Source organism: Bradyrhizobium sp. CCBAU 51753, assembly GCF_015291565.1.
GTDB classification, from domain to species: domain Bacteria; phylum Pseudomonadota; class Alphaproteobacteria; order Rhizobiales; family Xanthobacteraceae; genus Bradyrhizobium; species Bradyrhizobium ivorense.
On sequence record NZ_CP030037.1, the window covers coordinates 4,642,559 to 4,668,260 of the forward strand.

24 protein-coding genes are annotated in these 25,702 nt (G+C 66.1%); 12 read left to right on the forward strand and 12 right to left on the reverse strand.

From position 1 onward, the window contains the following. The first annotated feature begins 110 nt into the window (after positions 1-110). Positions 111-1,475, forward strand: a complete 1,365-nt coding sequence (locus XH93_RS20935; RefSeq protein ID WP_194468983.1) for a S41 family peptidase — start codon at positions 111-113, stop codon at positions 1,473-1,475. 169 nt (positions 1,476-1,644) lie between these two features. Here the strand turns inward: XH93_RS20935 and XH93_RS20940 are convergent, their stop codons facing one another. The 5 genes from XH93_RS20940 to XH93_RS20960 all read right to left on the reverse strand — a co-directional run bounded on the left by XH93_RS20940 (position 1,645) and on the right by XH93_RS20960 (position 8,967). After that, positions 1,645-4,380 carry an EAL domain-containing protein gene (locus XH93_RS20940; RefSeq protein WP_194468984.1) on the reverse strand — a complete coding sequence of 912 codons (2,736 nt, stop codon included), beginning with the start codon at positions 4,378-4,380 and terminating at the stop codon, positions 1,645-1,647. Positions 4,381-4,546: 166 nt separating this feature from the next. Next, positions 4,547-5,053: a cyclic pyranopterin monophosphate synthase MoaC gene (moaC, locus tag XH93_RS20945; RefSeq protein ID WP_194468985.1), complete on the reverse strand. Its 507-nt coding sequence runs from the start codon at positions 5,051-5,053 to the stop codon at positions 4,547-4,549. Positions 5,054-5,057: 4 nt separating this feature from the next. Next, the gene (gene trpC / locus XH93_RS20950; protein WP_194468986.1) at positions 5,058-5,879 is read right to left on the reverse strand and encodes an indole-3-glycerol phosphate synthase TrpC; all 822 of its coding nucleotides are present in this window, start codon (positions 5,877-5,879) and stop codon (positions 5,058-5,060) included. Between the two features lie 57 nt (positions 5,880-5,936). Further along, the gene (gene trpD / locus XH93_RS20955; RefSeq protein ID WP_194468987.1) at positions 5,937-6,950 is read right to left on the reverse strand and encodes an anthranilate phosphoribosyltransferase; all 1,014 of its coding nucleotides are present in this window, start codon (positions 6,948-6,950) and stop codon (positions 5,937-5,939) included. A gap of 115 nt (positions 6,951-7,065) precedes the next feature. After that, on the reverse strand, positions 7,066-8,967 hold the full coding sequence (locus XH93_RS20960; RefSeq protein WP_194468988.1) for a peptidylprolyl isomerase: 1,902 nt from the start codon (positions 8,965-8,967) through the stop codon (positions 7,066-7,068). A gap of 218 nt (positions 8,968-9,185) precedes the next feature. Here XH93_RS20960 and tpiA point away from each other — a divergent pair, with 218 nt between their 5' ends. Beyond that, the gene (gene tpiA / locus XH93_RS20965; protein ID WP_194468989.1) at positions 9,186-9,938 is read left to right on the forward strand and encodes a triose-phosphate isomerase; all 753 of its coding nucleotides are present in this window, start codon (positions 9,186-9,188) and stop codon (positions 9,936-9,938) included. Positions 9,939-10,052: 114 nt separating this feature from the next. Here tpiA and XH93_RS20970 read toward each other — a convergent pair whose 3' ends face one another. Together XH93_RS20970 and XH93_RS20975 are read right to left on the reverse strand one after the other, a co-directional pair. After that, entirely contained in the window at positions 10,053-10,583 is a 531-nt protein-coding gene (locus XH93_RS20970) for a GNAT family N-acetyltransferase (protein ID WP_194468990.1), read from the reverse strand. 3 nt (positions 10,584-10,586) lie between these two features. Further along, complete coding sequence (locus XH93_RS20975; protein ID WP_194468991.1) at positions 10,587-11,153, reverse strand: XRE family transcriptional regulator; 567 nt, start codon at positions 11,151-11,153, stop codon at positions 10,587-10,589. Positions 11,154-11,358: 205 nt separating this feature from the next. Here XH93_RS20975 and secG point away from each other — a divergent pair, with 205 nt between their 5' ends. Both secG and XH93_RS20985 read left to right on the forward strand, forming a co-directional pair. After that, positions 11,359-11,751 carry a preprotein translocase subunit SecG gene (secG, locus tag XH93_RS20980; RefSeq protein WP_194468992.1) on the forward strand — a complete coding sequence of 131 codons (393 nt, stop codon included), beginning with the start codon at positions 11,359-11,361 and terminating at the stop codon, positions 11,749-11,751. Between the two features lie 167 nt (positions 11,752-11,918). After that, entirely contained in the window at positions 11,919-13,550 is a 1,632-nt protein-coding gene (locus tag XH93_RS20985; protein WP_139483800.1) for a CTP synthase, read from the forward strand. A gap of 8 nt (positions 13,551-13,558) precedes the next feature. On the opposite strand, the gene XH93_RS20990 is transcribed toward XH93_RS20985, so the two are convergent. The 3 genes from XH93_RS20990 to XH93_RS21000 form a co-directional block, all read right to left on the reverse strand. Continuing rightward, the gene (locus XH93_RS20990) at positions 13,559-14,227 is read right to left on the reverse strand and encodes a class I SAM-dependent methyltransferase (RefSeq protein WP_194468993.1); all 669 of its coding nucleotides are present in this window, start codon (positions 14,225-14,227) and stop codon (positions 13,559-13,561) included. 102 nt (positions 14,228-14,329) lie between these two features. Beyond that, on the reverse strand, positions 14,330-15,709 hold the full coding sequence (locus XH93_RS20995) for a HAMP domain-containing sensor histidine kinase (RefSeq protein WP_194468994.1): 1,380 nt from the start codon (positions 15,707-15,709) through the stop codon (positions 14,330-14,332). Positions 15,710-15,728: 19 nt separating this feature from the next. Then, positions 15,729-16,403 carry a response regulator transcription factor gene (locus XH93_RS21000; protein ID WP_194468995.1) on the reverse strand — a complete coding sequence of 225 codons (675 nt, stop codon included), beginning with the start codon at positions 16,401-16,403 and terminating at the stop codon, positions 15,729-15,731. Positions 16,404-16,583: 180 nt separating this feature from the next. Here XH93_RS21000 and XH93_RS21005 point away from each other — a divergent pair, with 180 nt between their 5' ends. Then, positions 16,584-16,910 carry an NIPSNAP family protein gene (locus tag XH93_RS21005; protein WP_018271819.1) on the forward strand — a complete coding sequence of 109 codons (327 nt, stop codon included), beginning with the start codon at positions 16,584-16,586 and terminating at the stop codon, positions 16,908-16,910. A 136-nt stretch (positions 16,911-17,046) separates the two neighbouring features. On the opposite strand, the gene XH93_RS21010 is transcribed toward XH93_RS21005, so the two are convergent. Then, on the reverse strand, positions 17,047-17,385 hold the full coding sequence (locus tag XH93_RS21010) for a PAAR domain-containing protein (RefSeq protein ID WP_194468996.1): 339 nt from the start codon (positions 17,383-17,385) through the stop codon (positions 17,047-17,049). Between the two features lie 164 nt (positions 17,386-17,549). On the opposite strand from XH93_RS21010, the gene kdsA reads away from it, so the two are divergent. The 5 genes from kdsA to XH93_RS21035 all read left to right on the forward strand — a co-directional run bounded on the left by kdsA (position 17,550) and on the right by XH93_RS21035 (position 22,522). After that, positions 17,550-18,407, forward strand: coding sequence for a 3-deoxy-8-phosphooctulonate synthase (gene kdsA, locus XH93_RS21015; protein ID WP_194468997.1), 858 nt, complete (start codon positions 17,550-17,552; stop codon positions 18,405-18,407). Between the two features lie 16 nt (positions 18,408-18,423). Continuing rightward, positions 18,424-19,632: an MFS transporter gene (locus tag XH93_RS21020; protein WP_194468998.1), complete on the forward strand. Its 1,209-nt coding sequence runs from the start codon at positions 18,424-18,426 to the stop codon at positions 19,630-19,632. Positions 19,633-19,739: 107 nt separating this feature from the next. Next, complete coding sequence (locus tag XH93_RS21025; protein ID WP_194475543.1) at positions 19,740-20,000, forward strand: hypothetical protein; 261 nt, start codon at positions 19,740-19,742, stop codon at positions 19,998-20,000. 117 nt (positions 20,001-20,117) lie between these two features. Continuing rightward, positions 20,118-20,558, forward strand: coding sequence for a VOC family protein (locus XH93_RS21030; RefSeq protein WP_194468999.1), 441 nt, complete (start codon positions 20,118-20,120; stop codon positions 20,556-20,558). A gap of 212 nt (positions 20,559-20,770) precedes the next feature. After that, positions 20,771-22,522, forward strand: a complete 1,752-nt coding sequence (locus tag XH93_RS21035; RefSeq protein WP_194469000.1) for a SulP family inorganic anion transporter — start codon at positions 20,771-20,773, stop codon at positions 22,520-22,522. A 40-nt stretch (positions 22,523-22,562) separates the two neighbouring features. On the opposite strand, the gene queF is transcribed toward XH93_RS21035, so the two are convergent. Next, complete coding sequence (queF, locus tag XH93_RS21040; RefSeq protein WP_194469001.1) at positions 22,563-23,039, reverse strand: preQ(1) synthase; 477 nt, start codon at positions 23,037-23,039, stop codon at positions 22,563-22,565. A gap of 122 nt (positions 23,040-23,161) precedes the next feature. On the opposite strand from queF, the gene eno reads away from it, so the two are divergent. Then, the gene (gene eno / locus XH93_RS21045) at positions 23,162-24,445 is read left to right on the forward strand and encodes a phosphopyruvate hydratase (RefSeq protein WP_194469002.1); all 1,284 of its coding nucleotides are present in this window, start codon (positions 23,162-23,164) and stop codon (positions 24,443-24,445) included. Positions 24,446-24,490: 45 nt separating this feature from the next. Next, complete coding sequence (locus tag XH93_RS21050) at positions 24,491-25,630, forward strand: zinc-binding dehydrogenase (protein ID WP_194469003.1); 1,140 nt, start codon at positions 24,491-24,493, stop codon at positions 25,628-25,630. Positions 25,631-25,702 lie beyond the last annotated feature (72 nt).

Consider the following 25,702-nt stretch of genomic DNA (forward strand, 5'->3'; position numbering starts at 1 on the left):
CCGGCGACGGCGCGGCCTTGATGCGACCAAAAAGCCATTGTGTGGTGCCCCGGTCGGGGTGGGGCCGATTGTTGCGAAACATGTCCGGCCATAGCGAAAAGGGATCGATGATGCGCAAGAACGTTGGCTTTTTCCTCGGCTCGGTTGCGGGGGCGTGCCTCACCCTGCTCGTGACCTCGCCGCAGGGTGCGCATCTCGTCAACGCCGCCAAGGCCGCCGCGCGCTCCGACAACACCTATTCGCAGCTCAATCTGTTCGGCGAGGTGTTTGAGAAGGTCAAGTCCGACTATGTCGAGAAGCCCGATGACGCCAAGCTGGTCGAGGGCGCGATCAACGGCATGATCTCCTCGCTCGATCCGCACTCCCGCTACATGAACGAGAAGGGCTGGGCGGAGATGCAGGAGACCACGCATGGCGAGTTCGGCGGGCTCGGCATCGAGGTCACGATGGAGGACGGCCTCATCAAGGTGGTGGCGCCGATCGACGACACCCCGGCTTCGCGCGCCGGCATCATGTCGGGCGACGTGATCACCGCGATCGACGACGAGCAGATCCAGGGCATGACGCTGGACCAGGCCGTCAACAAGATGAAGGGCACGCCGGACAGCTCGATCCGGCTGAAGATCATCCGCAAGGACGCCGACAAGCCGATCGATCTGGCGATCGTCAGAGAGATCATCCGCGTCCGCCCGGTGAAGTATCACGCCGAGGGCGGCGACATCGGCTACATCAGGATTTCCTCGTTCAACGAGCAGACCACCGAGGGGCTGCGCAAGGCGATCTCCGACATCCAGAAGCAGATCCCGCAGGACAAGCTCGTGGGCTACGTCATCGACCTGCGCAACAATCCGGGCGGGCTGCTCGACCAGGCGGTGTCGGTGACCTCGACCTTGATGCAGCGCGGCGAGGTGGTCTCGACCCGCGGCCGGCTGCCGGAGGAAACCCAGCGCTTCACCGCGCATGGCGGCGACATGACCAAGGGCAAGCCGCTGGTCGTCCTGATCAACGGCGGCTCGGCCTCGGCCTCCGAGATCGTCGCCGGCGCGCTGCACGACCACAAGCGCGCGACGCTGATCGGCACCCGCTCGTTCGGCAAGGGCTCGGTGCAGACGATCATTCCGCTCGGCCCCGGCAACGGCGCGCTGGCGCTGACCACGGCGCGCTACTTCACGCCGTCGGGCCATTCGATCCAGGCGCTCGGCATCAAGCCCGACGTCGAGGTGCTGCAGGACGTGCCCGACGAGTTCAAGACCCGCGCCGAGATCAAGGGCGAGATCTCGATGCCCGGGCATCTCGCGGGCGAAGGCCCCGACCAGGCCGGCTTGTCGGCCGGCTCGCAGTCCTATGTGCCGCCGGACGAGAAGAACGACAAGGCACTGGCCGCGGCCTTCAAACAGCTGCGCGGCGTCACCGTCAACGCCGACGCCAAGAACGCCGACAGCAAGACCGTGCAGAAGCGGCCGGTGCCGAACTAGGCCTGCTTCTGCTTCACCTCGCCCCGCTTGCGGGGAGAGGTCGGATTGCATCGCAGATGCAATCCGGGTGAGGGGGACTCTCCGCGAATCCAGCTCCCACCGTATGCGCGGAGGCAGCCCCTCACCCCAACCCTCTCCCCGTAAGAACGGGGCGAGGGAGCCCACGAGCTCACGCCGCGCCGGCGAACGGTTTGCGCCGGCGCATGCGGGTTGGACCGGCGGCGGGCGGGCCGTGGCGGTGCGCGGCGAGCAGCTCGCGGATCTGCGCGGCGGGTTTCGGCGCGCTGAACAGATAGCCCTGCATCTCGGAGCAGCCGAGCTCGCGCAGCAATTGCTGCTGCTGGGCGGTCTCGACGCCCTCCGCCGTCGTCGTCATGCAGCGCTCGGTGGCGATGTTGACGACGGCCTCGACGATGCCGGCCGAGCCCTGCGGATCGGCGATGTCGGTGACGAAGCAGCGGTCGATCTTGATCTTGTCGAACGGAAAACGCTTCAGATAGCTCAGCGACGAATAGCCGGTGCCGAAATCGTCGAGTGCGATGCGGATGCCGATGGCGCGCAGCTGATGCAGCGCCGACAGCGCGGTCTCGTCGTCGCGGATCAGCACCGCCTCGGTGATCTCGAGCTCGAGCCGGCCCGCCGGCAGGCCCGAGGCCGCGAGCGCCGCGATCACCTTCAGCGCCAGCGTGCCGCTGCGGAACTGGACCGGCGAGACGTTGACCGCGAGCTTGACCTGGTCGGGCCAATTCACCGCTTCTCTGCACGCTGTCAGCAGCACCCATTCGCCGAGCTGGTTGATCAGGCCGGTCTCCTCGGCGATCGGCACGAAATCGGCCGGCGAGATCATGCCGCGCAGCGGATGGCGCCAGCGCACCAGCGCCTCGCAGCCGTTGATCTCGTTGCTGCGCAGATCGAGGCAGGGCTGATAGTAGACTTCGAGCCCGCTGCCCGCGGCGATCGCCTGGCGCAGCTCCATCTCGAGCTCGCGGCGGGCGCGGGCGTCGGCGTCCATCGCCGGCTCGAAGAAGCGCGAGGTGCGCCGGCCGGCCGACTTCGCCGCATACATCGCAAGGTCGGCGTTCTTCAGGATCGTGTCGAGATCGGTGCCGTGCTGCGGCGCCAAGGCGATGCCGATGCTGGCGTCGGTGGTGAGCTGGTGGCCGAGGCACTGATAGGGCGCACGGATCGCCTCATAGATCCGCGCGACGAGCTCGGTGACCTCGGCCGGGCTCTTCAACCCGGTCTGCACGATGGCGAACTCGTCGCCGCCGAGACGGGCGACGAAATCGCCTTCGCCGATCACGCGGTTCAAGGTCTTGGCCACCGACTTCAAAAGCTCGTCGCCGACCATGTGGCCGAGCGAATCGTTGACGCCCTTGAACTCGTCGATGTCGATATAGAGCACCGCGAGCTGGCTGGCCGGCGTCACATGCGGCAGCTCGCGCCTGATCTGCTCGCGGAACAGGGTGCGGTTCGGCAGGTCGGTGAGCGCATCGTAGTGGGCGAGGTGGGTGATGCGTTCCTCGGCGCGGCGGCGCTCGGTGATGTCTTCGTGGGTGGCGAGCCAGCCGCCGTCGGCGAGCGGCTCGTTGACTACCTGGATCGAGCGTCCGTCCGGCGTCGAGATCACCATGGTGTTGCGGGTGCCGACGTCGCGCAGCACCAGCCCGACATAGCGCTCGACGTCGCCGCGGAACGAGCCGGTGGCGTGGCGATGGGCGATGACGTCGTGGAAGCTGCAGCCGGGCCGGATCACGTCGGCGGACAGGCCGTACAGCTCGATATAGCGCTTGTTGCAGATCACCAGGCGCTGCGAGGCATCGAACAGCAGCAGCCCCTGCGTCATGTTGTTGACGGCAGTGTCGAGCCGGAGCTTTTCCAGCGTCAGGCGCTGCTGCTGGGCCCGGTGCTGCTGCAGCAGCTTGCGCACCACGAGCGTCAGCAGGATCGCGATCGCCAGCACCGAAGCGCTGGTCACCGCGATCAGAATGCCGATCTGCTCGCGCCAGATCGCGAGCGCCGCCGTCGTGGTCGTCGTCGCCACCACGACGATCGGGAAGGTGGTCAGCGCCCGCGACGACACCAGGCGGTCCTCGCCGTCGATCGGGCTGGTCAGCCGCGAGGTGCTTTGCGGCAGGTCGAACACGTTGAGCTGGCTAGGCGGGCCTGCGCGAAAGTTCCTGCCGATCAGCTCCTCGACATGCGGGTAGCGCGCCAGCAGCGTGCCGTCGCGATGGTGCATCGAGATCGCGGCACCTTCGCCGAGCGCGACGGTGGCGAAGAACCGCTCGAAATGGGCCGGCTCGATGCCGCGGCCGACCACGCCGAGGAACTCGCCGTTCGGTCCGGTCACCTTGCGCAGGATCACGGTGGTCCAGTTGCCGGTGACGCGGCTGTGCAGGGGGATGACCAGCATGTCCGGCGACGAGGTGCTCGACTTGAACAGGCGGAAATAGTCCCGATCGGCAATGTTCGCCTGCGGCAGCGGCCATGCCATCGAGCTGTTGATCAGCGCGCCGTCGGCGTCGAACACGTTCAGGCTGCCGACATAGGACAGCGCGTCGATCTTGGACTTGAGCATGGCATGGATGTCGGCGCTCGCCATCCGGTGCCGGTAGTTCTCGGCCGTCGCGATCCCGTTGATGCGCATGAAGGCGATCAGGTCGCTCTGCACCACCTCGAAATCCTCAAGCTGCTGGTCGAAATGCCGCGCCAGCAGCAGCACGGTGTTTTCCAGCTCGCGCTCGCTGTTGCGCAGCGCGCGCTCGCGAAAATTTCCGGCCATCAGCGTCGCGCCGATCGCGATCGCGGCCATCAGCACGGCGCCGCCGAGGATCAGCCAGCGGATCGGTCCGCTGCGAAACACCGAGCTGACGTTGAACGAGGCGCTGCCGTCTGACTTCATGGGATCCGATCGCTTCCAGCATTTCACCCGGAAGTAGCTTGCGTGCACTTCCGGCCCGCGAAAGTCGTATCCAATCGAGATGGAGCTGCGGTTAGCGAGACTGGTTAACGAACGGTTGCCGGCGATCGCGAAACAGGGGCTTCAACCGGCGGCGCAGGCGCCGCGATCAGTCGCCGGCGCGAAAATGCCCGGACTTGCCGCCGATCTTTTCGATCAGGTGGATGCCCTCGATGCGCACGCCGCGCTCGACCGCCTTGATCATGTCGTAGATCGTCAGGCACGCGACCGACACCGCGGTCAGCGCCTCCATCTCGACGCCGGTCGGCCCGGTCACCTTGACGGTGGCCCGCACGATGCAGCCCGGCAGCTTGGCGTCGGTTTCGATATCGACGGTGACCTTGCTCAGCGCCAGCGGATGACAGAGCGGGATCAGCTCCGAGGTCCGCTTCGCGGCCATGATGCCGGCGATCCGCGCCGTCGCCAGCACGTCGCCCTTCTTGGCCTGACCGGAGGAGATCAGCGCCAGCGTCGCCTTGCTCATGATGACGCGGCCTTCGGCGACCGCGGTCCGCTCGGTCGCCGGCTTGGCCGAGACGTCGACCATCCGCGCCTCGCCTTTGGCGTCGATATGGGTGAGGGCGGCGCCGGACGGTGTGGTTTTCTTGCGCGCCATCGCGTCAGCGCGTGCCGGTGGCGCGCGGCGCGTTCGGCCGTGTCAGCAGCGCGCGCGTCGCCGCGGTGACGTCCTGCTGCCGCATCAGGCTTTCGCCGACCAGGAAGGTCGACATTCCGACGCGTTCGAGCCGGGCGAGATCATCAGGCGTGAAGATGCCGCTCTCGCCGACCATCAGGCGGTCCGACGGGATCAGCGGCGCCAGCGCCTCGCTGGTGGCGAGCGTGGTCTCGAAGGTGCGCAGATTGCGGTTGTTGACCCCGATCATCGGCGACCGCAATTTCAACGCCCGGTCGAGCTCGGCGCGGTCGTGGATCTCGATCAGGACGTCCATGCCGTAGCCGAGCGCGGCATCCTCGATATCCTTCGCGGCGGCATCGTCGAGCGCGGCCATGATGATCAGGATGCAGTCGGCGCCGTGGGCGCGGGCTTCCGCCACCTGGTAGGTGTCGAACATGAAGTCCTTGCGCAGCACCGGCAGATTGGTCGCCGCGCGCGCTGCGACCATGAAGTCGAGATGGCCCTGGAACGAGGGCGCATCGGTCAGCACCGACAGGCACGCCGCGCCGCCGGCCTCATAGGCCTTGGCGAGCACGGGCGGATCGAAATCGGCGCGGATCAGTCCCTTCGAGGGCGAGGCCTTCTTCACCTCCGCGATCAGCGCAAAGTCGCCACGCGCATGCTTGTCCTTGAGGGCGCGGACGAAGCCGCGCGAAGGCGAGGCCGCTTTCGCCTGGGCCTCGACCTCGGCGAGCGGATGCGCGCGCTTCGCGGCGGCGATCTCCTCGCGCTTGTAGGTCTCGATCTTGGTCAGGATGTCGGACATGGCGCCCTTCTAGAGCATGATCGTGTCGAAACCGGTTCACGCTTTTTCAAATCGTGCTCAACCGTTGGAAACCGCGACCAGGTGCTTCAGCCGCGCCGCGGCGGCGCCGCTGTCGAGCGACTGCGCGCCGATCGCGACGCCTTCCTTCAAATCCTTGGCGCGTCCGGCGACGATCAGCGCCGCCGCCGCGTTGAGCAGCGCGACATCGCGATAGGCGCTCGGCTTGCCGTTCAGCACGCTCGAGAGCGCGATCGCGTTGGCATCGGCGTCGCCGCCCTTCAGCGCCTCGCCACCGACGAGGCCGAGGCCGGCTTCGTCAGGCGTCACCTCAAAGGTCCTGATCTCGCCGTTCTCGAGGCTGGCGACGAAGGTCGGGCCGGTGAGGGTGATCTCGTCGAGGCCGTCGGAGCCGTGCACGACCCAGACCTTGTCGGCGCCGAGATTTTTCAGCACCTGCGCCAACGGCTGCACCCATTGCCGCGAGAACACACCGACCATCTGGCGCTTGACGCCGGCCGGGTTCGACAGCGGCCCGAGCAAATTGAAGATGGTGCGGGTGGCGAGCTCGACCCGGGTCGGGCCGACGTTCTTCATCGCCGGATGATGCGCGGGCGCGAACATGAAGCCGATGCCGGCCTCCTTGACGCAGCGTCCGACCTGATCCGGCGTCAGGTCGATCCTGACGCCGAGCGAGGCCAGCACGTCGGCCGAGCCGGACTTCGACGACAGCGCGCGGTTGCCGTGCTTGGCGACTGGGATGCCGGCGCCGGCGACAATGAAGGCCGCGCAGGTCGAGACGTTGACCGAGCCGGAGCCGTCGCCGCCGGTGCCGACGATGTCCACGGCCTCGGCGGGCGCGGTGACCCGCAGCATCTTGCCGCGCATCGCCGCAACCGCGCCGGTGATCTCGTCGACGGTCTCGCCCCGCACCCGGAGCGCCATCAACAGGCCACCCATCTGCGACGGCGTGGCTTCGCCCGACATCATGGCGTCGAACGCGGACGCCGCCTCCTCACGCGTCAGCGTGGCGCCGGTGGCTACTTTTCCGATGATCGATTTCAGGTCGTCCATTCGCTGGCTCAGGGTCTGTTGCTGGAGCTTGATCTCCGCGCGATGCCATTGCGTTGGCCGCGCGGAGAGGAGGTCTCCTCGCGACAAACGCGAGGCGTTTGCGCTGATATCATGCTCAATTATTTGCGCCTGTCACCTGCGCGAAGGCAGCCTGGTTGACAGTCACGCCGATGTCGGACTCGATCTTGGTGACGTATTGCGCGACCTGCTCGTCGCTGAGCGAGCGCCGCAGCGCCTCCTGGAGCTGCTTGACCTCGTTGGAGGCAAAATCGACCTGCGGCAGCGTGACGTCGGTGACGCGGAACACCACCCATTGGCTGCCGCCGGCCGCCGGCGTCTGTCCGTCACTATCCTTCGGCGTGCGGAATGCCGCGGTGATCGCCGCAGCCGGCACGCCCGGCGGGGTCGCGTCGCGGCGGAAGTTGGCGGCGGTCTCGACCTTGACGCCGAGCGCGGCCGCCTCGTCGGCGAGCTTGCCGCCGCCGTCGAGCTTCTGCACCAGCTCGGTCGCCTTGGTGCGCAGCTTGGCCGAGATCTGGTCCTCGCGCCATTTCGCCTCGACCTGGTCGCGGACCTCGTCGAGCGGGCGCTCGCGCGACGGGGTGATGCCTGATACCTCGTACCAGACCCAGCCGCCATTGAACTGGATCGGGTCGTTGTCGACGCCGACGTCGCTGGAGAAGGCCGGCGACACCACGTCGAGCCCGCGCGGAATATTGGCCGCGGGCTGACCGTTCGGCAGCCGGCCCGAGCGATCGACCGCATCGATGGTGACCGGCGTCAATCCGAGCTTCTGCGCCGACTCGACGACGCTGGAGCCGCCGCCGCGCTCGTCCTCCATCTTGTCGCGCAGCTCGGCGACCTTGTTGCGGGCGCGCTCGGTCGCGATTTCGGTCTTCACCTGTTGCGCAAGGCTCTCATAGCTCGGCGTCACGCCGGGCTCGACCTTGCCGACCTTGACCAGCGCCACGCCGAAACGGCCCTGCACGGGTTGGCTGACCTCGCCGGACGGCAGCTCGAAGGCGGCATCGCCGACCGCGGGATCGAGGATCGCCGACTTCGCCACCAGGCCGAGATTGACGTCGGCAAGATTGAGGTTGCGCTCCTTGGCGATGTCGTCGAACGAGGTGCCCGACGTGATGCGGGCGCGCGCGGCCTGCGCCTCGCCGGCGTTCGGAAACACGATCTGCGACACTTCGCGCTTCTCCGGCGAGCTGAGCCGGTCCTTGCGCTGCTCGAAAATCTTCTTGGCGTCCTCGTCGGAGACGGTGGTCCATTTGCCGATTTCTTCCGGCGTGACCGCGACGAAGGAGATCTTGCGGTATTCGGGGGCGCGGAACTGGACCTTGTGGTCCTCGAAATAGGCGGCGAGCGTCTCAGGCGAGGGCGGATCGATGGTGCCGGCCTGCGCGGCGCCGAGCGTGATGTAGTCGATCGAGCGCTGCTCGTTCTGGAAGCGCGTCAGCGCCTCGATCAGCGGCTTGGACGGCTCGATCCCGGACGAGATGGTGCCCGCGATCTGCCGGCGCAGGCCGACCCGGCGCTGCTCCTGGATGTAGCGGCCTTCGGTGTAGCCGGCGTTGCGGATCACCGCCTGGAAACGCTGCGGGTCGAACTGGCCGTTGAGGCCCTTGAAGTTCGGATCGTTGTAGATCTGACGCAGCACCTCGGCGTCGGACTGGTTGAGGCCCATCCGGCGCGCCTCTTCATCCATTGCGGCTTCCGCCAGCGTCTGCTGCAGCACTTGGCGGTCGACGCCGAAGGCGCGGGCCTGGTCCGGGGTCAGCGGACGGCCGAACTGGCGGCCGATCTGCTGCAGGCGGTCGTTGTAGATCTGGCGGAACTGATCGGCCGAAATCTCGGTCCGGCCGATCTTGGCGAGCGACGACTGGCCGAATCCCCTGAAAATGTCCGCAATGCCCCAAATGCCGAAACTGATGATCAAAACGCCCATCACAACGGCCATAATCGTCTTGCCGAGCCAGTTTGATGAGGCTTTCCGCATTCCTCGAAGCATGGGTCCAACTTGTTTTGCAGGTGGGGAACCGGGTCGTGCCCAAAGCAAGGCCGCAGGGCGTCACCGGATTGAAAACGCTTATAAAGTGGCTGATGTCCCCCCGCAACCTTAAGGCTGTGGGCGGATTGAAGCGGTGAATCGCCGCGACGCCGCGCTCTGGAAGTGGTCGCCCGCGTCTGGTAGCCCGTGGGCGCGCTTGATCGATGGGGAATTCTGACATGACCGACACCATCCGGCCGCTGATCGCCGGTAACTGGAAAATGAACGGCCTGACATCGTCGATGGCCGAGTTCGAGGCCATGCTGGCGGGTGCCGGCAGCGTGGCGGCCAAGGCCGATCTTTTGGTTTGCCCGCCTGCGACGCTGGTCGGACCGTTCGCCGCCAAGGCGCGCGGCAGCAAGGTCGCGGTCGGCGCCCAGGATTGCCATCCCAAGGCATCGGGCGCCCATACCGGTGACCTCTCGGCCGAGATGTTCAGGGATCTTGGCGCGGTCGCCATCATCGTCGGCCATTCCGAGCGGCGCGCCGATCATGGCGAGACCGATGCCTTGATCCGGCAGAAGGCCGAGGCCGCCTGGCGAGCGGGACTGACCGCAATCGTCTGCATCGGCGAGACGCGCGAGCAGCGCGATGCCGGCCAGACGCTCGATATTTGCGGCACCCAGCTCAAGGGCTCGCTGCCCGATGGCTCGACGTCGGCGAATCTCGTGGTGGCCTATGAGCCGGTCTGGGCGATCGGCACCGGCCTGACGCCGACCGCAAAGGATGTCGAGGAAGTTCACGCCTTCATCCGCGGTGTACTCACCGATCGCTTCAAGGGTGAGGGTGAGAAGGTGCGGATCCTCTACGGCGGCTCGGTCAAGCCGTCGAACGCCGCCGAACTGATGGCGGTCGCCAACGTCAACGGCGCACTGGTCGGCGGCGCCAGCCTGAAGGCGTCGGACTTTTTGGCGATCGCGGCGGGGTGTTGAGCGGCCACAGCTCCACCCACGTCATTGCGAGCGAAGCGAAGCAATCCATGCCGCCGCACGTGCGGAGCGATGGATTGCTTCGTCGCTTCGCGCAACGACGGGGTTGCAGCGGAGCTAGGCCGCAGCCGCGCCGATCCGCTTCCAGTAGATCAGGGTGCCGGTGAGGCCGCCATGCGGCTTCAGCGCGTAATCGGGGATCAGGCCGGTGAGCTGAAAGCCCAGCCGTTCGTAGAGCGGAGCGGCGCCGTCCTCCTCGGCAGTGTCGAGCACCAGCAGCGTGCGGCCATGCGCGACCGCTAGCTGCTCGGCGGCCTGCATCAGTGCGGTCGCCACGCCGCGCTTGCGGTGCGCGACGCGCGTCATCATTTTTGCGATTTCCGCCCGGTGCGGCTGGTTCGGCGGCAGTTTTAATAGCAGCGTGACGGTGCCGATCAACGCGTCGCCATCGAATGCGCCGAGCACGAGGCGCTCGCCCTGCGCGGCGGCCCGAAGCGAGTCCTGCCAGAAGGCGCGGGCATCATCCAGTGGCAGCGGATGCATGAAGCTGACCGAGCCGCCGGCGGCGACGGTCTCGACCAGCAGTTCGCCGAGCGCGTCGCGAATTGCGGGCGTGTCGACGAGCGGCTTGATGACAAAGGAGGACATGCATCAACTCCGGGCCAGCGCCACGACGTAGGTGCAGGGGGCATTGCTCTCGTTGGCAAAGGTGGTCTCGGCCGGCGGCCCGAAGCCGAGACAATCGCCGGCGGCGAGGGGATAGCGCGTGCCCCCTTCGGTGATGACGAGGCTGCCGCTCAGCACCCAGACCAGCTGGCGGATATGGGCGTAGGACGAGGCGGGCAGGGTGACCGCCTGCTTCGGCGGCAGCTCGACCCGCACCAGCTCGACCGGATGGTCGGGGCGGCTGAACACCTGGCGACGCAGATAGCCGCTTTCCGGATCGCGCCAGACCGGCTGCGTGGCGGCGCGCGACAGCCGCTCGCCCTGGCCCTCGGCGCGCAGCATCAGCCCGGCGAGCGTCAGGTCGAAGGCGCCCGCGAGCCGGACCAGTACGACCGCGGTCGGGCTCACCTCGGCGCGCTCGATCTTGCTGATCGTGGCCTTGGAGACGCCGGAGCGCTCGGCGAGATCGGCCAGCGACCAGCCGCGGCCGTCGCGCTCGAGCCGGATGCGCTGCGCCAGGCGTTGGCTCAGATCGTCTACCAAAGTATCCATTTGTCTATTATTATGGAAATACAGACGGCGTTCAAGGGCCTCTGTGGGCCGTGGTTCGCCTCGCTTGTGAACGTCGCCGCTGCGACTATCTCGGGGGTGACAATGCCCGGTGCAATCGTGTAACAGGGCGCGACTTCACGAAAACCCGTAAAGCCGATAGCGCCGTTTGTCTGGCCGCTTGGCGGCTTGTGACGGAAGGCTTGCGATGCAGACTGTCGTTATCATCATCCATCTCATGATCGTCGCCGTGCTGATCGGCGCGGTGCTGTTGCAGAAATCCGAAGGCGGCGGCCTCGGCATGGGCGGCGGCGCCGGCTTCATGTCGAGCCGCGGCACCGCCAATTTGCTGACACGGACCACGGCGATTCTGGCGGTCGGCTTCTTCATCACCAGCCTGTTCCTGTCCTGGTATGCGGGCTACGACCGCAAGCCGAGCTCGATCATCGGGACCGGCGCGCCGGCGCAGCAACAGCAGCCGGCCGGCGGCACGCCGATGACCGCGCCGACCTCCGGCGGCATCCTCGATTCGCTGAAGAAGGCCGACGAGCAGCAGGGCCAGCAGGCACCGAGCGGTCCGCAGGCGCCACGGTCGCAATAAAGCAGGGTGGCCATGCAGGATGCCGCGCTGGCATCCTGCTTCGAGAACCCCCATTAATACTCTGAAATCGCTTCAAATTTAACGTCACCCACAGCCCGGTCGGTAGTTTGCCGCGGAGAGCCGATTCGTTTTGCGAATCACAGGAAGCGGATTAAAGGTAAAGTCCCATGGCGCGGTACATATTCATCACCGGCGGCGTGGTCTCATCGCTCGGCAAGGGTCTGGCTTCAGCGGCGCTCGGCGCCCTGCTGCAGGCTCGCGGGTACAAGGTCCGTCTCCGCAAGCTCGACCCCTATCTCAACCTCGATCCCGGAACGATGTCGCCGTATCAGCACGGCGAAGTGTTCGTGACCGACGACGGCGCGGAGACCGATCTCGATCTCGGTCATTATGAGCGCTTCACCGGGCGGCCGGCCACCAAGGCCGACAACATCACCACCGGTCGGATCTACCAGGACATCATCTCCAAGGAGCGCCGCGGCGACTATCTCGGCGCCACCATCCAGGTGGTCCCGCACGTCACCAACGCGATCAAGGAATTCGTGCTTGATGGTAACGACGAGTACGATTTCGTGCTGGTCGAGATCGGCGGCACGGTCGGCGACATCGAGGGCCTGCCGTTTTTCGAGGCGATCCGCCAGCTCAAGAACGAGCTGCCGCGGGACCACGCCGTCTATATTCACCTGACACTTTTGCCGTACATTCCAAGTGCCGGTGAACTCAAGACAAAACCGACCCAGCACTCGGTGAAGGAGCTGCGCTCGATCGGCATCCAGCCGGACATCCTGCTGTGCCGCACCGACCGCGAAATCCCCAAGGAAGAGCGGCGCAAGCTCGGCCTGTTCTGCAACGTGCGCGAAAGCGCCGTGATCGAGGCGCGCGACGTCGACAACATCTATGCTGTGCCGGAGGCCTATCACGCCGCCGGCCTCGACGACGAGGTGCTGGCCGCGTTCGGCATCACCGCAAAGATTCCGCCGGCGCTGCAGAGCTGGAACGTGATCAACGAGCGGGTCCGCAACCCGGAAGGCGCGGTGACGATCGCGATCGTCGGCAAGTACACCGGCATGAAGGACGCCTACAAGTCGCTGATCGAGGCGCTCTCGCACGGCGGCATCGCCAACAAGGTCAAGGTCAATCTCGACTGGATCGAGAGCGAGGTGTTCGAGAACGAGGATCCGGCGCCGTTCCTCGAGCACGTCAACGGCATTTTGGTGCCCGGCGGCTTCGGCCAGCGCGGCGCCGAGGGCAAGATCAAGGCGGCGCAGTTCGCCCGCGAACGCGACGTGCCGTATTTCGGCATCTGCTTCGGCATGCAGATGGCCGTGATCGAGGCGGCGCGCAATCTGGTCGGCATCGAGGACGCCAACTCGACCGAGTTCGGCCCGACCAAGGAGCCCTTGGTCGGCCTGATGACGGAGTGGCTGCGCGGCAACGAGCTCGAGCGGCGCTCGCAGAGCGGCGACCTCGGCGGCACCATGCGGCTCGGGGCCTATCCCGCGGCGCTCAACCGCGGCAGCCGGGTCTCGCAGGTCTATGGCGGCGCGACCGAGATTTCCGAGCGGCACCGCCATCGCTACGAGGTCAACACCGCCTACAAGGACCGGCTCGAACAGCACGGCCTGCGCTTCTCCGGCATGTCGCCCGACGGCGTGCTGCCGGAGATCGTCGAGTACGAGGACCATCCCTGGTTCATCGGCGTCCAGTTCCACCCCGAGCTGAAGTCGCGGCCGTTCGAGCCGCATCCGCTGTTTGCATCCTTCATCGAGGCGGCGGCGAAGCAGAGCCGGCTGGTCTGATCCGGCGCTCACGCCGGCACGGTGCAATCCTCGCTGGCCCGGCGTTCGCCGGTAATGCGCGCGACGGATGAATCGTCCGCCGGCGCGCTATCGCGCGTGATCAGCTTGTATTGCGGCCGTCGCGTCAGCTTGTAGACCGCAGCGGGCGGCACGTTGAGCAGCGCGCGATCGACCAGCGTGGCGCGCAGGCCGAGCCGGTCGAGGATCGGCCGCGGCACCGGGCAGCGCATCCCGTAGGTGAACTGATAGAACGCGCCGCCGGGACGCAGATAGCTGAACGCGCCGCTGACGATCGAGATCACCTTGCGCGGCGACATGTTGAGCAGCGGCAGGCCGCTGATCACGGCGCCGACCGGCGCATCGCGGTAGAGCTGCTCCGAGGCCAGCCGCGCCGCATCCATCCACAGCACGCGCGCGCCGGGAAAGCGCAGCTGCAGCAGCCGCATGAAATCCGAGCCGTATTCGATCAGCGTCAGATCCTGCTGGCGCACGCCGCGCTTCAGCAGCTGATAGGTGAACGCGCCGGTGCCCGGGCCGAGCTCGAGGATCGGGCCGGTCGCAGCCGTGATGTCGCGTGTGATCAATTCGGCGAGCGCTGCGCCCGAGGGCGCGATCGCGCCGACGCGGCCGGGCGCCGCCATCCAGGCCGTGAAGAACGAGAGGAAGTCGTGTGCCATTTGCTTTCCCAGCAAGGTGAGTTCGCGCCCCGATTCCAATGCGGGGCGTGAGCTGTTTTGCGGGAGCTGGATTGCAGCAACATTGCGCGACGTTGCGCGGTGTCACGCCACGATCGGCGCCGGCGGCAGCGTCAGGCGGAAGCACGCGCCGCCGTTCGGCCCGTCGAGCACGGAGACGTGACCGCCATGCAGTCTTGCGATCTCGCGCACCATGTTGAGGCCGAGGCCGGCGCCGCGATCGAGCGGCTTCAGCCGGTAGAACGGATCGAAGATCTGCGCGCGCGCCTCCGGCGGAATGCCGTCGCCTTCGTCCGTGACGTCGATGGTCGCGGCAGCGCCGACATGGATGGTGATGGTGCCGCGGCGGCCGCCATGCTGGATCGCGTTCTGCACCAGATTGGTCAGCGCGCGCTCCAGCGCGGCGCGGTCACCCGTCGTCTCGACATGTTCGGTCGCAGTCTCCAGCGACAATTCGTAACCCGCGGCGATCGCCAGCGGCGCGAGGTCGGCGGCGACGCCGCGCGCGACCGCGACGAGGTCGACGCGGACGAACGGGTTGCGGCACTGGTCGAAGCGCTGGATGTCGAGCAGCTGCTCGGCGAGCGTCGCAAGGCGGGCTGCGTCCTCGAGCAGATGCGTCTTCTCGGGGCTCGGCGGCAGCGATTCCAGCCGCGTGTTGAGGATCGCGATCGGCGTACGCAATTCATGCGCGGCATCGGCGACGAAGCGTTGGTGCCGCGAATAACCGTCGTCGAGCCGCTTCAGCGCGTCGTTGATGGCGGTGACCATCGGCACCACTTCGAGCGGCAGATGATCTGCGGACAGCCGGCTGCCACGCTGGCGGAAATCGATCCGGCGCGCCTGGTCGGCCGTGGTGGCAAGGCCCGCGAAGGCGCGCTTGATCACCATCGGCGTCGCCACGAAGGTCGCGGCGGCCATCAGCAAGAGGCCAGGCACGGTGACGGCGAGGAAGGTCAGCGAGGCCGTGAACAGCGCCTTGGCGCCGAGCATCCGGCCCTGCGTGGCGGTCACGATCTGCACGTTGCCGGCGTCGGTGTTGACGCGCTTCATGCGCGCCGGCGGCTTGCGCGGATCGTCCTCGAACATCTGCCAGCCGAGCCGCGCCTGGCTGATATTGTCGAGCGCACTGCCGAGGTTGGCGAACTCGTCGGGCACCTTGCCTTCGGACAGCGTATTGCCCTGGCGGTCGCGCACGATGAACCAGAGGTCGGGGGCTTCCTCGCGCAGCTGCTTCAGCGCCGCCGTCGGGCGCAGCACCAGTCTGCCGTCGGCTTCGCGCCCGAGCGACCATTGCACGACGTCGATCACGCGGTCCTCGTCGCGGTTGATGACCGGCAGGCCGCAGGTCCACAGCGCACCGACCACCAGCGCGATGATGGCGGCCAGCAGCGCGGCCTGCAGCGTCACCAGCCGCCAACTCAGCTTGGTGCGCAGGCAATAATGGTCGGCGATCTCGCTCATAAACTAAGCACCGCTTCGCTCATGATACCTGCTTCAGGAGATAGCCGACGCCGCGGATGCTGTGGATCTCGATCCCGGCGTCATTGTCGGCGAGCTTGCGTCTGAGACGCGAGACGTGGGCGTCGAGCGCGTTCGACTGTATCTCGTCATCGAACGTATAGACCGCTTCCTCCAGCGTCGCGCGCAACACGGTGCGGCCCATGCGGCGCAGCAGTGCCTCCAGCACCAAGAGCTCGCGCCGCGGCAGGTCGAGCGGCCGGCCGTCGACGCTGACCTCGCGATGGCTGCAATCGAACGCGACGCGGCCGGCCTTGATGATTTCGAGCTGCAGCCCGGCGGGGCGGCGCAGCACGGCGCGCAGCCGCGCCAGCAATTCCTCGACCGCGAAGGGCTTTGCCAGATAGTCGTCGGCGCCGCTGTCGAGGCCGATGACGCGGTCGGCGAGGTCGCCGCGCGCGGTCAGCACGATGATCGGCACGCCGTCGGCCCGGGCCCGCAGCTTTGGGATCAGGGCCAGCCCGTCGCCGTCGGGCAGCTGGCGGTCGAGCAGCACCGCGGCATGCACGTCGGCGGAAATCGCCTCCTCGGCCTCGGCAAGGGTCGGCACATGGTCGACCACCATGTCGTAGCCCTTGAGCGCCTGTGACAATGCCGCCGCCATTTCGACCTCGTCTTCCACCAGCAAAATCCGCATGTTGTTCGCGATCCAGTCCTCGCAGGCCTCAAACGGTCGGTTCTAGCGCCATCAACATTGCAGCAACATTGCGAGAATGGCGCTGATGGGGCGGGCAGGGGTGCCATGTTGTCACCCCTCAAGACAGGGGGGAACCCGCTCGCTATAACCGCCCGCGCCAACGATATGGGAGGACCGCCAATGATCTACGAGACCCGCGTCTACCGCTGCCTGCCGGGCCGGCTGCCGGCGCTGCTGAAGCGTTTTGAGACCATTACGCTGAAGCTGTGGGACAAGCACGGCATCAGGCAGGCCGGCTTCTTCACGACGCTGGTCGGCGAATCCAACCAGGAACTGACCTATCTGCTGGCCTGGGAATCGCTCGCCGAGCGCGAGAAGAAATGGACCGCGTTCCAGACCGACCCGGAATGGATCACGGCACGCGCCAAGACCGAGGAGGACGGCCAGATCGTGCTCAACATCGTCAACCAGCTCCTGGTGCCGACGGCGTTCTCGTCGGTGAAGTGAGCTGACGTCAGGGAGCGCTCAGGCTCTATCCCCGTCATTGCGAGGAGCGATAGCGACGAAGCAATCCATACTTCCTCATATGCCGCACGATGGATTGCTTCGCTGTGCTCGCGATGACGAGAGGTGGGTAACGGAGCTATTGCGGGCAGCCCGAGGTCTGGTCGCCTTCACGGACCATCGGCTTGCCGTTGATGAAGACGCCGTGGCTGCCCGAGGTCGTCTTGCCGCCGCAATGGGTGCGGTCGCCGATCACGGCGGCCGGCTTGCCGTTGATCAGGACATTGGGCACGCCCTCGATCAGCGGGCCGCCATTGCTGGTGGTGTCGCCGCTGCGCGCGGCCGGCTTGCCGTTGACGATGACGCCGGTGGCGCCGCTGGTGACGACGCCGGGCTGCTGGCTGCTCGCCTGTCCGTAGGCCAGGCCCGGCAGTGTGGACAGGCCGGCCAAAACTCCGATCAGAAGCGGGATGCGCATGGGTGCCTCATTGCATCTGTTCCCGGTCAGTCTATAGGGGCTGATAGGGCAGGATTGTGATAGCACGGGGTGCCCACGGCGTCAGCGCAACCCCCTCAAGCGGTGGGATGGCTTGATCCATCACGCAGCGGATTGCATGGTCGCCGGCGAAAGGATGCAGCATTTTGACCAGTCACGTTTCCGCGCAGGCCACAGCGCCCGTCGTCGCCGTTAGATCGGTGCAGTTCGGCAACCATTTGCCGCTCCAGATCATCGCCGGCCCCTGCCAACTCGAGAGCCGCGCACATGCGCTCGAGGTGGCCTCGGCGCTCAAGGACATCGCCGGAAGGCTCAAAGTCGGGCTGGTCTACAAGACCTCGTTCGACAAGGCCAACCGCACTAGCGCCTCGGCGGCACGCGGCATCGGCCTTGCGCAGGCGCTGCCGATCTTTGCCGAGATCCGCTCCTCACTCGGGCTGCCTGTTCTGACCGACGTGCATGAGGCGAGCCAGTGCGCTGAAGTCGCGCAGGCGGTCGACGTGCTGCAGATTCCGGCCTTCCTGTGCCGGCAGACCGATTTGCTGCTGGCGGCGGCCGCGACCGGCAAGGTCGTCAACGTCAAGAAGGGCCAGTTCCTGGCGCCCTGGGACATGGCGAATGTGGTGACGAAAATCACCGGCGCCGGCAACGCCAATGTGCTGGTCACCGAGCGCGGCGCCTCGTTCGGCTACAACACGCTGGTCTCCGACATGCGCGCGCTGCCGATCCTGGCGCGCACCACCGGCGCGCCCGTGATCTTCGACGCCACCCATTCGGTGCAGCAGCCGGGCGGCAAGGGCACCTCGTCCGGCGGCGAGCGCGAGTTCGTGCCGGTGCTGGCACGCGCCGCGGTCGCGGTCGGGGTTGCCGGCGTGTTCATCGAGACCCATCCCGATCCCGATCATGCGCCGTCCGACGGCCCTAACATGGTGCCGCTGCGTGATTTCGAATCCCTGGTCAAGCGGCTGATGGATTTCGACTCGCTCGCCAAGACGATGGCCTGACGCGGCGGATCCGGACATGACCGCAACGAGCGGCATGCCGCCGGCCCTCAATGTCATCACGCTGGCGACGTTCGCGGCGAGCCTGTCGGTGCGCGCGCTCGATCCGGTGCTGCCGCATGTCGCCGAGGATTTTTCCGTCAGCATCGCGACCGCGGCGAGCTTTGCCGCGGTGTTCGCCTTCACCTTCGCAGCGGTCCAGCCGGCAATCGGCGCCGCCGCGGACCTGTTCGGCAAGGCGCGGCTGATGACGATCTGCCTCGCGCTGCTCGGCCTCGCCAATATTTTGGGCGCGCTCTCGACCTCGTTCCCGATGCTGTTCGTGACCCGGATTCTCGCCGGCATCGGCTCCGGCGGCGTGTTTCCGGTGGCGCTATCGCTGACCTCCGATCTGGTCGGCCCGGAGAAACGGCAACTGGCGATCGGGCGCACGCTGGCCGGCTCGATGACCGGCAATCTGCTCGGGGCAACCGCGTCCGGCCTGATCGGCGATCTGCTCGGCTGGCGCGGCGTGCTCGCGGTGCTCGGCGCGCTCGTCATCATCGTCGCGCTGGCGGTCGCGGCGGGCTTTCGTGGTGCCGCGCTGAACCGTCCGCCGCGCACCAGCCTGAAGGCGCTGCGCCACGGCTACCGCACCATCTTCACCAATCCGAATGCGCGGATCTGTTATTCGGCGGTGTTCGTCGAAGGCTGTTGCGTGCTCGGACTGTTTCCGTTCATCGCCTCATTCCTGTTCGAGCTCGGCGAGACCTCGCTGTCGATCGCCGGCATCGTCATCGCCGGCTTTGCGATCGGCGGCTTGCTCTACACCCTGACGGTGGCCCGTCTGCTGCCGTGGCTCGGCGTCCGCGGCATGATGATCGCGGGCGCGACGCTGGTCGCGATCCAGCTCGTCGGCGTCGCGTTCGGGCCGCTCTGGAAGCTGCAGATGGCGGGCCTCTTGGTGATGGGCCTCGGCTTCTACATGATCCATGGCTGCCTGCAGGTGTTCGCCAGCGAGCTCTCGGTCGAAGCCCGCGCCACCGCGCTGTCGCTGCATTCTTTCTTCTTTTTCATGGGCCAGACCGTCGGGCCGATCGCCTACGGTTTCGGCCTGCAGCACGCCGGCAAGACGCCGACGCTGATCTCGGCCGCCGCCGTGATGGTCGTGCTCGGCTTTGTCTGCGCGAAATATTTGAAGCAGCGACGTCCGGCCGATGCCGACGCACGGCAGGACGTGGAGCCTTAAGCGATCCCGCACGCGCGTAGCTGCGCTGGTGTGTCGCATCCGACCGCTCCAAACATCTCGAATTCAGAGCTAATGTTCCGCCGTCGAGCTATCGCGCGGAGCCGATCATGGCTTCAAGGACGTCTTCAGGCACTGTCGCGCTGCTGCTGGTCGGAGCAACAGTGCTCTTGATCACCTTGATCGCAAGCGGGCCACCTGCGTGGATCCTGCTGCTGCTCGGATCCCTCGCGCTGGCTGTGCTGTATGTCGTGGCAAGATCAAGGTCGCGCTACGATCCGCTCGATCCACGCTTCGGCAGCTGCATTCCTCCGATCTCCAGGCCGAAGACCAGCGGCGGCGACGGGCCCAACCACCTCAGCGACGGCTGACATCCATCAGATGCCCCGCCTACCGCTCCAGGGAGCGAGCTGGTAACCTTGCACTCGCGAAGGGGGAGGCGCCAGCGGTTTAGCCGGCGCGGCCGAGCGCGGTGAGGGAGCGGCGAGATGATACTCAGTCCGGATCATGTGACGATCGCAGTGGCGGACGCAGGCCGGGCGATCGAATTCTTCGCGCTCCTTGGCTTCAGAAAAACTCACGTCGCGACCATCGACGGTGGCATTCCCGCGAAGTACATGGGCATGCCGAACATGAAAGCGCAGCACATCACCCTCGCACTCGAAGCAGCGGAGTCTCCTTTCGAAATCCAGCTGCTCGAGTTCGACCCGCCGCAAGGGATCGATGCGGGTGCGCATCCTACTAACCTGCGAAAGCTTGGCTTCAATCACCTCGCGTTCCGCGTCGATGACATTGAAGCGGCCACCGCGCACCTGGTGGCCAGCGGTGTCACCATGCTGAGCGACGAGATGGACTACATCTCGAGAAAGCTCCGGCTGTTCGAGGGGCCCGAAGGCATCACCTTCGAACTGGTGCAGCGGGACGCTTAAACACTTGTCGCAAGTGCGTCTTGCGGCTGCCATGGCGGACAAGCCTTCAACCTGCCCAGCCCTTGGTGCGCAAGCCTTGATCCTGATCAAGCATCGCTGCGCGGCGATTGCTCAACTCGATGCCCTTCGACCAAGGATGGTTGCTGCGGCGCAGCAGAGGCGGGCAGCGAACCGCGCGACGGATGCGTGACGTGCCAGCGGGATTGGCCACAATGAAGCACTGGTTGCCCGGACTAGAGACACTCCGTCGTTACGAAGCAGCATGGCTTCCGCACGATATCTTCGCGGGCCTCGTCCTGGCGACGATGCTGGTCCCCGTTGGAATTGCCTACGCGACGGCATCGGGCTTGCCTGGCATCTATGGCTTGTACGCAACGATCGTGCCGCTCCTGGCCTACGCGGTGTTCGGCCCTAGCCGTATTCTCGTGCTGGGTCCCGACTCGGCGCTTGCAGCAATCCTGCTGGGAGTCATTACTCCGCTGGCTCACGGCGACCCCGCGCGCACCGTGACGCTTGCCGGCATGATGGCGATTGTCTCGGGGGCGGCCTGCATTCTCGCAGGTGTCGCGCGCCTCGGTTTTGTGACCGAGCTGCTTTCCAAGCCGATCCGCTACGGATACATGAACGGAATTGCGCTCACGGTGCTGATCAGCCAATTGCCCAAGTTCTTCGGGTTTTCCATCGACAGCGAGGGGCCGCTGCGGAGCTTGTGGGCGATCGGCGGCGCGATCCTCGCAGGAAAGATAAATTGGGTCGCGTTCGGAATTGGGGCCGCTACGTTGATCGTGATCCTGGTTCTCAAGAACAGCAAGCTGCCGGGCATTCTGATCGCGGTCGTTGGAGCGACCATCGCCGTCGGGATGCTCGATCTCGGGACGCTGTACGGCGTCAAGGTCCTGGGTCCGCTTCCGCAAGGTTTGCCAGCGTTCGTTGTCCCATGGATCAGCTACGACGACATCGTCCCGGTGCTGATCGGCGGTTGCGCAGTCGCACTGGTTTCGTTTGCCGATACGAGCGTACTTTCACGTGCCTACGCCGCGCGATTGGGGTCCCGGGTCGATCCGAACCAGGAGATGGTCGGGCTTGGTGCCGCCAATCTGGCCGCAGGCTTTTTCCAGGGTTTTCCGATCAGCAGCAGCAGTTCGCGTACACCCGTCGCCGAAGCCGCCGGCGCCCGCACCCAGCTCACCAGCGTCGTCGGCGCGCTTGCCATCGCCTTGCTGCTGTTGGTCGCACCGAGCCTCCTGCAACATCTGCCCAACGCTGCATTGGCCGCCGTCGTCATCGCGGCGGCGATCGGCCTGATTGAAGTTGCCGACCTCAAGCGCATCTATCGCATTCAGCGCTGGGAATTCTGGCTTGCGATCGTCTGCTTTGTCGGTGTAGCGGTACTCGGGGTGATCCCGGGAATTGGCCTCGCAATCGCACTCGCCATCATCGAGTTCCTGTGGGACGGCTGGCGCCCGCACTCTGCCGTGTTGGGGCGCGCCCATGGCGTCAAGGGTTATCACGATATCAAGCGATATCCGGATGCACGTCGGATCCCCGGCCTGGTGCTGTTTCGGTGGGATGCGCCGCTGTTCTTCGCCAACGCCGAATTCTTCAAGGAGAGTGTCCTGGATGCCGTCGCGACGTCGCCAACTCCGGCACGTTGGCTAGTGGTCGCCGCAGAACCGGTGACCAGCGTCGACGTCACCGCCTGCGACGTGGTTGCTGAGTTGGACCAGACACTGCACGCGCAGGGGATAGAGTTTTGTTTTGCCGAGCTCAAGGATCCGGTGAAAGACAAGCTCAAACGATTTGGCTTGTACGCGCAGCTTGGAGAACACTACTTCTTCCCGACGATCGGCGTCGCGGTTGCCCGCTATCTCGAAACCAACGGTGTCGAGTGGGAGGACTGGGAAGATGAGGACGGGCCGGCCCCGGTCACAGTCGCGGACCGAAATCCCGCGTCTGGCCTCTAGCTCACAATCCGAACCGCCGGTGGCGAGGGTCTATGGGTCTCTAGCCTCGCCCGCGATAGGGCGCGACGCCCTGGTCGGGAACCCAGATGCCCTTCGGCAGCCGGCCGGTCTGGAAGAACACGTCGATCGGGATGCCGCCGCGCGGGTACCAGTAGCCGCCGATGCGCAGCCATTTCGGCTTGATCTCGCCCGCGATCCGCCGGCCGATCATGACCGTGCAATCCTCATGGAACGCGCCATGGTTGCGGAAACTCGCCGCGAACAGCTTTAGCGACTTGGACTCCAGCAGAAAGCGGCCCGGCACGTAGTCGATCACCAGGTGCGCGAAGTCGGGTTGTCCTGTCACCGGGCAGATCGAGGTGAATTCCGGCACCGTGAAGCGCACCAGATAGTCGGTACCAGCCTGCGGATTGGGGACACGGTCGAGCTTTGCCTTCTCGGGGGTGTCGGGCCATTCCACGGCACGGCCGAGTTGCAGGTCGCCCGAGGGCATAGATTTGCTGGATTTTTTCGCCATTCAGGTGCTCCGTGGCGCCCTCATAGCGAATGATCCGGCGCCCGTCACCCGGCCTTTTCGGCCCCGACGCATTGCGGTAGAAGCACCGCGATCTAACCCGACCACTGCCAGAAGAGGTTCTCATGACTGCCATCATCGACATCATCGGCCGCGAAATCCTTGACAGCCGCGGCAACCCCACGGTCGAGGTCGATGTGGTGCTGGAAGACGGGTCGATCGGCCGCGCGGCGGTGCCGTCGGGCGCCTCCACCGGCGCGCATGAGGCGGTCGAACTGCGCGACGGCGACAAGGCGCGCTATCTCGGCAAGGGCGTGCAGAAGGCGGTCGCCGCCGTCAACGGCGAGATCTTCGAGGCGCTCAGCGATCACAGCGTCGAGGACCAGGTCGCGATCGACCAGATCATGATCGATCTCGACGGCACTCCGAACAAGAGCCGGCTGGGCGCCAACGCCATTCTCGGCGTCTCGCTGGCCTGCGCCAAGGCCGCCGCCGAATCCTTCGACATGCCGCTGTATCGTTACGTCGGCGGCACCTCGGCGAGGACGCTGCCGGTGCCGATGATGAACATCATCAATGGCGGCGTGCATGCCGATAACCCGATCGACTTCCAGGAATTCATGATCCTCCCGGTCGGCGCGACCAGCTTCGCCGAGGCGCTGCGCTGCGGCTCGGAAATCTTCCACACCCTGCGCGGCGAGCTGAAGAAGGCCGGCCACAACACCAATGTCGGCGACGAGGGCGGCTTTGCACCGAACCTGCCGACCGCCGACGCGGCGCTCGACTTCATCATGAACGCGATCGGCAAGGCCGGCTACAAGGCGGGCGACAACGTCATGCTCGGCCTCGACTGCGCCTCGACCGAGTTCTTCAAGGAAGGCTCCTACGTCTATGGTGGCGAGAAGAAGACCCGCTCGCGCTCCGAGCAGGTGAAGTATCTCGCCGATCTGGTCAGCCGCTATCCGATCGTCACCATCGAGGACGGCATGTCCGAGGACGACATGGACGGCTGGAAGGAGCTGACCGATGCGATCGGCAAGAAGTGCCAGCTGGTCGGCGACGATCTGTTCGTCACCAACGTCACCCGGCTCGCCGACGGCATCAAGCACGGCCGCGGCAACTCGATCCTAGTCAAGGTCAACCAGATCGGTACGCTGACCGAGACGCTGGCGGCGATCGAGATGGCCTACAAGGCCGGCTATACCGCGGTCATGTCGCACCGCTCCGGCGAGACCGAGGATTCCACCATCGCCGACCTCGCGGTCGCCACCAATTGCGGGCAGATCAAGACCGGCTCGCTGGCGCGCTCCGACCGCACCGCCAAGTACAACCAGCTGCTGCGGATCGAGCAGCAGCTCGGCACCCAGGCCAAGTATGCGGGCAGGGCGGCCTTGAAGGCGTTGGCCTAACGCCCCAACTGATCGGAACCGATAATGTAAAGCAGGGAGGTCGGGATGAGCGACGGCAAGAGCGGATTACAATTGCGTTCGCTGCTCAAGAAGAATGGCGAACTGGAGCTATCGCTGGTCAATGTCCCGACCCCCGAGCCCGGACCCGACGAGGTCGTGGTCCGCGTCGAGGCCACGCCGATCAATCCGTCCGACCTCGGCCTGTTGATCGGCCCGGCCGACATGTCGGCGGCAAAAGTCTCCGGCACCAGGGAATTGCCGGTGGTGACCGCGCGGGTGCCCGAGGCGGCGCTGGCCGGGCTGGCGGCGCGGCTCGACGAGTCGATGCCGGTCGGCAATGAGGGCGCCGGCGTCGTGATCCGAACCGGCTCGTCCGATGCCGCCAAGGCGCTGATGGGCAAAACCGTCGCGATGATCGGTGGCGCGATGTATGCGCAATACCGCACGCTGCGGATCGGCGAATGCCTGCCGCTGCCCGAGGGCACCACGCCGGCCGACGGCGCATCCTGCTTCGTCAATCCGCTGACCGCGCTCGGCATGACCGAGACGATGCGGCGCGAGGGCCACAAGGCGCTGGTGCACACGGCCGCAGCCTCGAACCTCGGCCAGATGCTCAACAAGATCTGCCTCAAGGACGGCATCGGCCTCGTCAATATCGTGCGCAACAAGGAGCAGGCCGACATCCTGCACAAGATCGGCGCCAAGCACGTGGTCGATTCCACCGCGCCGACCTTCATGGACGATCTCACCAATGCGCTGGTCGAGACCGGCGCGACCATCGCCTTCGACGCGATCGGCGGCGGCAAGCTGGCCGGCCAGATTCTGGTCGCGATGGAGACCGCGATCAACAGAAGCGCAAAAGCCTACAGCCGCTACGGCTCCAACGTACACAAGCAGGTCTATGTCTACGGCAGCCTCGACACCCGCGAGATCACGCTGCCGCGCGGCTTCGGCATGGCTTGGGGCGTCGGCGGCTGGCTGCTGTTCCCGTTCCTGATGAAGATCGGCCCGGAGGCGGGCAACAAGCTGCGCCAGCGCGTGGTCGCCGAGCTGAAGACCACCTTCGCCAGCCACTACACCAAGGTGGTGTCGCTGCAGGAAGTGCTGCAGCCCGACAACATCGCGGTCTACAACAAGCGCGCCACCGGCGAGAAATTTTTGATCAACCCGAACAAGGCGATGTAGCCGCAACTGTCATCGCCCGGCCTGTGCGCAATTGCGCACATGGACCGGGCGATCCAGTACGCCGCGGCTTGT

Excerpts from the sequence above, each read along its gene's own strand:
- XH93_RS20935 (WP_194468983.1), top strand. The coding sequence starts at position 111 with ATGCGCAAGAACGTTGGCTTTTTCCTCGGCTCGGTTGCGGGGGCGTGC.
- XH93_RS20940 (WP_194468984.1), bottom strand. The coding sequence starts at position 4,380 with ATGAAGTCAGACGGCAGCGCCTCGTTCAACGTCAGCTCGGTGTTTCGC.
- moaC (WP_194468985.1), bottom strand. The coding sequence starts at position 5,053 with ATGGCGCGCAAGAAAACCACACCGTCCGGCGCCGCCCTCACCCATATC.
- trpC (WP_194468986.1), bottom strand. The coding sequence starts at position 5,879 with ATGTCCGACATCCTGACCAAGATCGAGACCTACAAGCGCGAGGAGATC.
- trpD (WP_194468987.1), bottom strand. The coding sequence starts at position 6,950 with ATGGACGACCTGAAATCGATCATCGGAAAAGTAGCCACCGGCGCCACG.
- XH93_RS20960 (WP_194468988.1), bottom strand. The coding sequence starts at position 8,967 with ATGCTTCGAGGAATGCGGAAAGCCTCATCAAACTGGCTCGGCAAGACG.
- tpiA (WP_194468989.1), top strand. The coding sequence starts at position 9,186 with ATGACCGACACCATCCGGCCGCTGATCGCCGGTAACTGGAAAATGAAC.
- XH93_RS20970 (WP_194468990.1), bottom strand. The coding sequence starts at position 10,583 with ATGTCCTCCTTTGTCATCAAGCCGCTCGTCGACACGCCCGCAATTCGC.
- XH93_RS20975 (WP_194468991.1), bottom strand. The coding sequence starts at position 11,153 with ATGGATACTTTGGTAGACGATCTGAGCCAACGCCTGGCGCAGCGCATC.
- secG (WP_194468992.1), top strand. The coding sequence starts at position 11,359 with ATGCAGACTGTCGTTATCATCATCCATCTCATGATCGTCGCCGTGCTG.
- XH93_RS20985 (WP_139483800.1), top strand. The coding sequence starts at position 11,919 with ATGGCGCGGTACATATTCATCACCGGCGGCGTGGTCTCATCGCTCGGC.
- XH93_RS20990 (WP_194468993.1), bottom strand. The coding sequence starts at position 14,227 with ATGGCACACGACTTCCTCTCGTTCTTCACGGCCTGGATGGCGGCGCCC.
- XH93_RS20995 (WP_194468994.1), bottom strand. The coding sequence starts at position 15,709 with ATGAGCGAGATCGCCGACCATTATTGCCTGCGCACCAAGCTGAGTTGG.
- XH93_RS21000 (WP_194468995.1), bottom strand. The coding sequence starts at position 16,403 with ATGCGGATTTTGCTGGTGGAAGACGAGGTCGAAATGGCGGCGGCATTG.
- XH93_RS21005 (WP_018271819.1), top strand. The coding sequence starts at position 16,584 with ATGATCTACGAGACCCGCGTCTACCGCTGCCTGCCGGGCCGGCTGCCG.
- XH93_RS21010 (WP_194468996.1), bottom strand. The coding sequence starts at position 17,385 with ATGCGCATCCCGCTTCTGATCGGAGTTTTGGCCGGCCTGTCCACACTG.
- XH93_RS21020 (WP_194468998.1), top strand. The coding sequence starts at position 18,424 with ATGACCGCAACGAGCGGCATGCCGCCGGCCCTCAATGTCATCACGCTG.
- XH93_RS21025 (WP_194475543.1), top strand. The coding sequence starts at position 19,740 with ATGGCTTCAAGGACGTCTTCAGGCACTGTCGCGCTGCTGCTGGTCGGA.
- XH93_RS21030 (WP_194468999.1), top strand. The coding sequence starts at position 20,118 with ATGATACTCAGTCCGGATCATGTGACGATCGCAGTGGCGGACGCAGGC.
- XH93_RS21035 (WP_194469000.1), top strand. The coding sequence starts at position 20,771 with ATGAAGCACTGGTTGCCCGGACTAGAGACACTCCGTCGTTACGAAGCA.
- queF (WP_194469001.1), bottom strand. The coding sequence starts at position 23,039 with ATGGCGAAAAAATCCAGCAAATCTATGCCCTCGGGCGACCTGCAACTC.
- eno (WP_194469002.1), top strand. The coding sequence starts at position 23,162 with ATGACTGCCATCATCGACATCATCGGCCGCGAAATCCTTGACAGCCGC.
- XH93_RS21050 (WP_194469003.1), top strand. The coding sequence starts at position 24,491 with ATGAGCGACGGCAAGAGCGGATTACAATTGCGTTCGCTGCTCAAGAAG.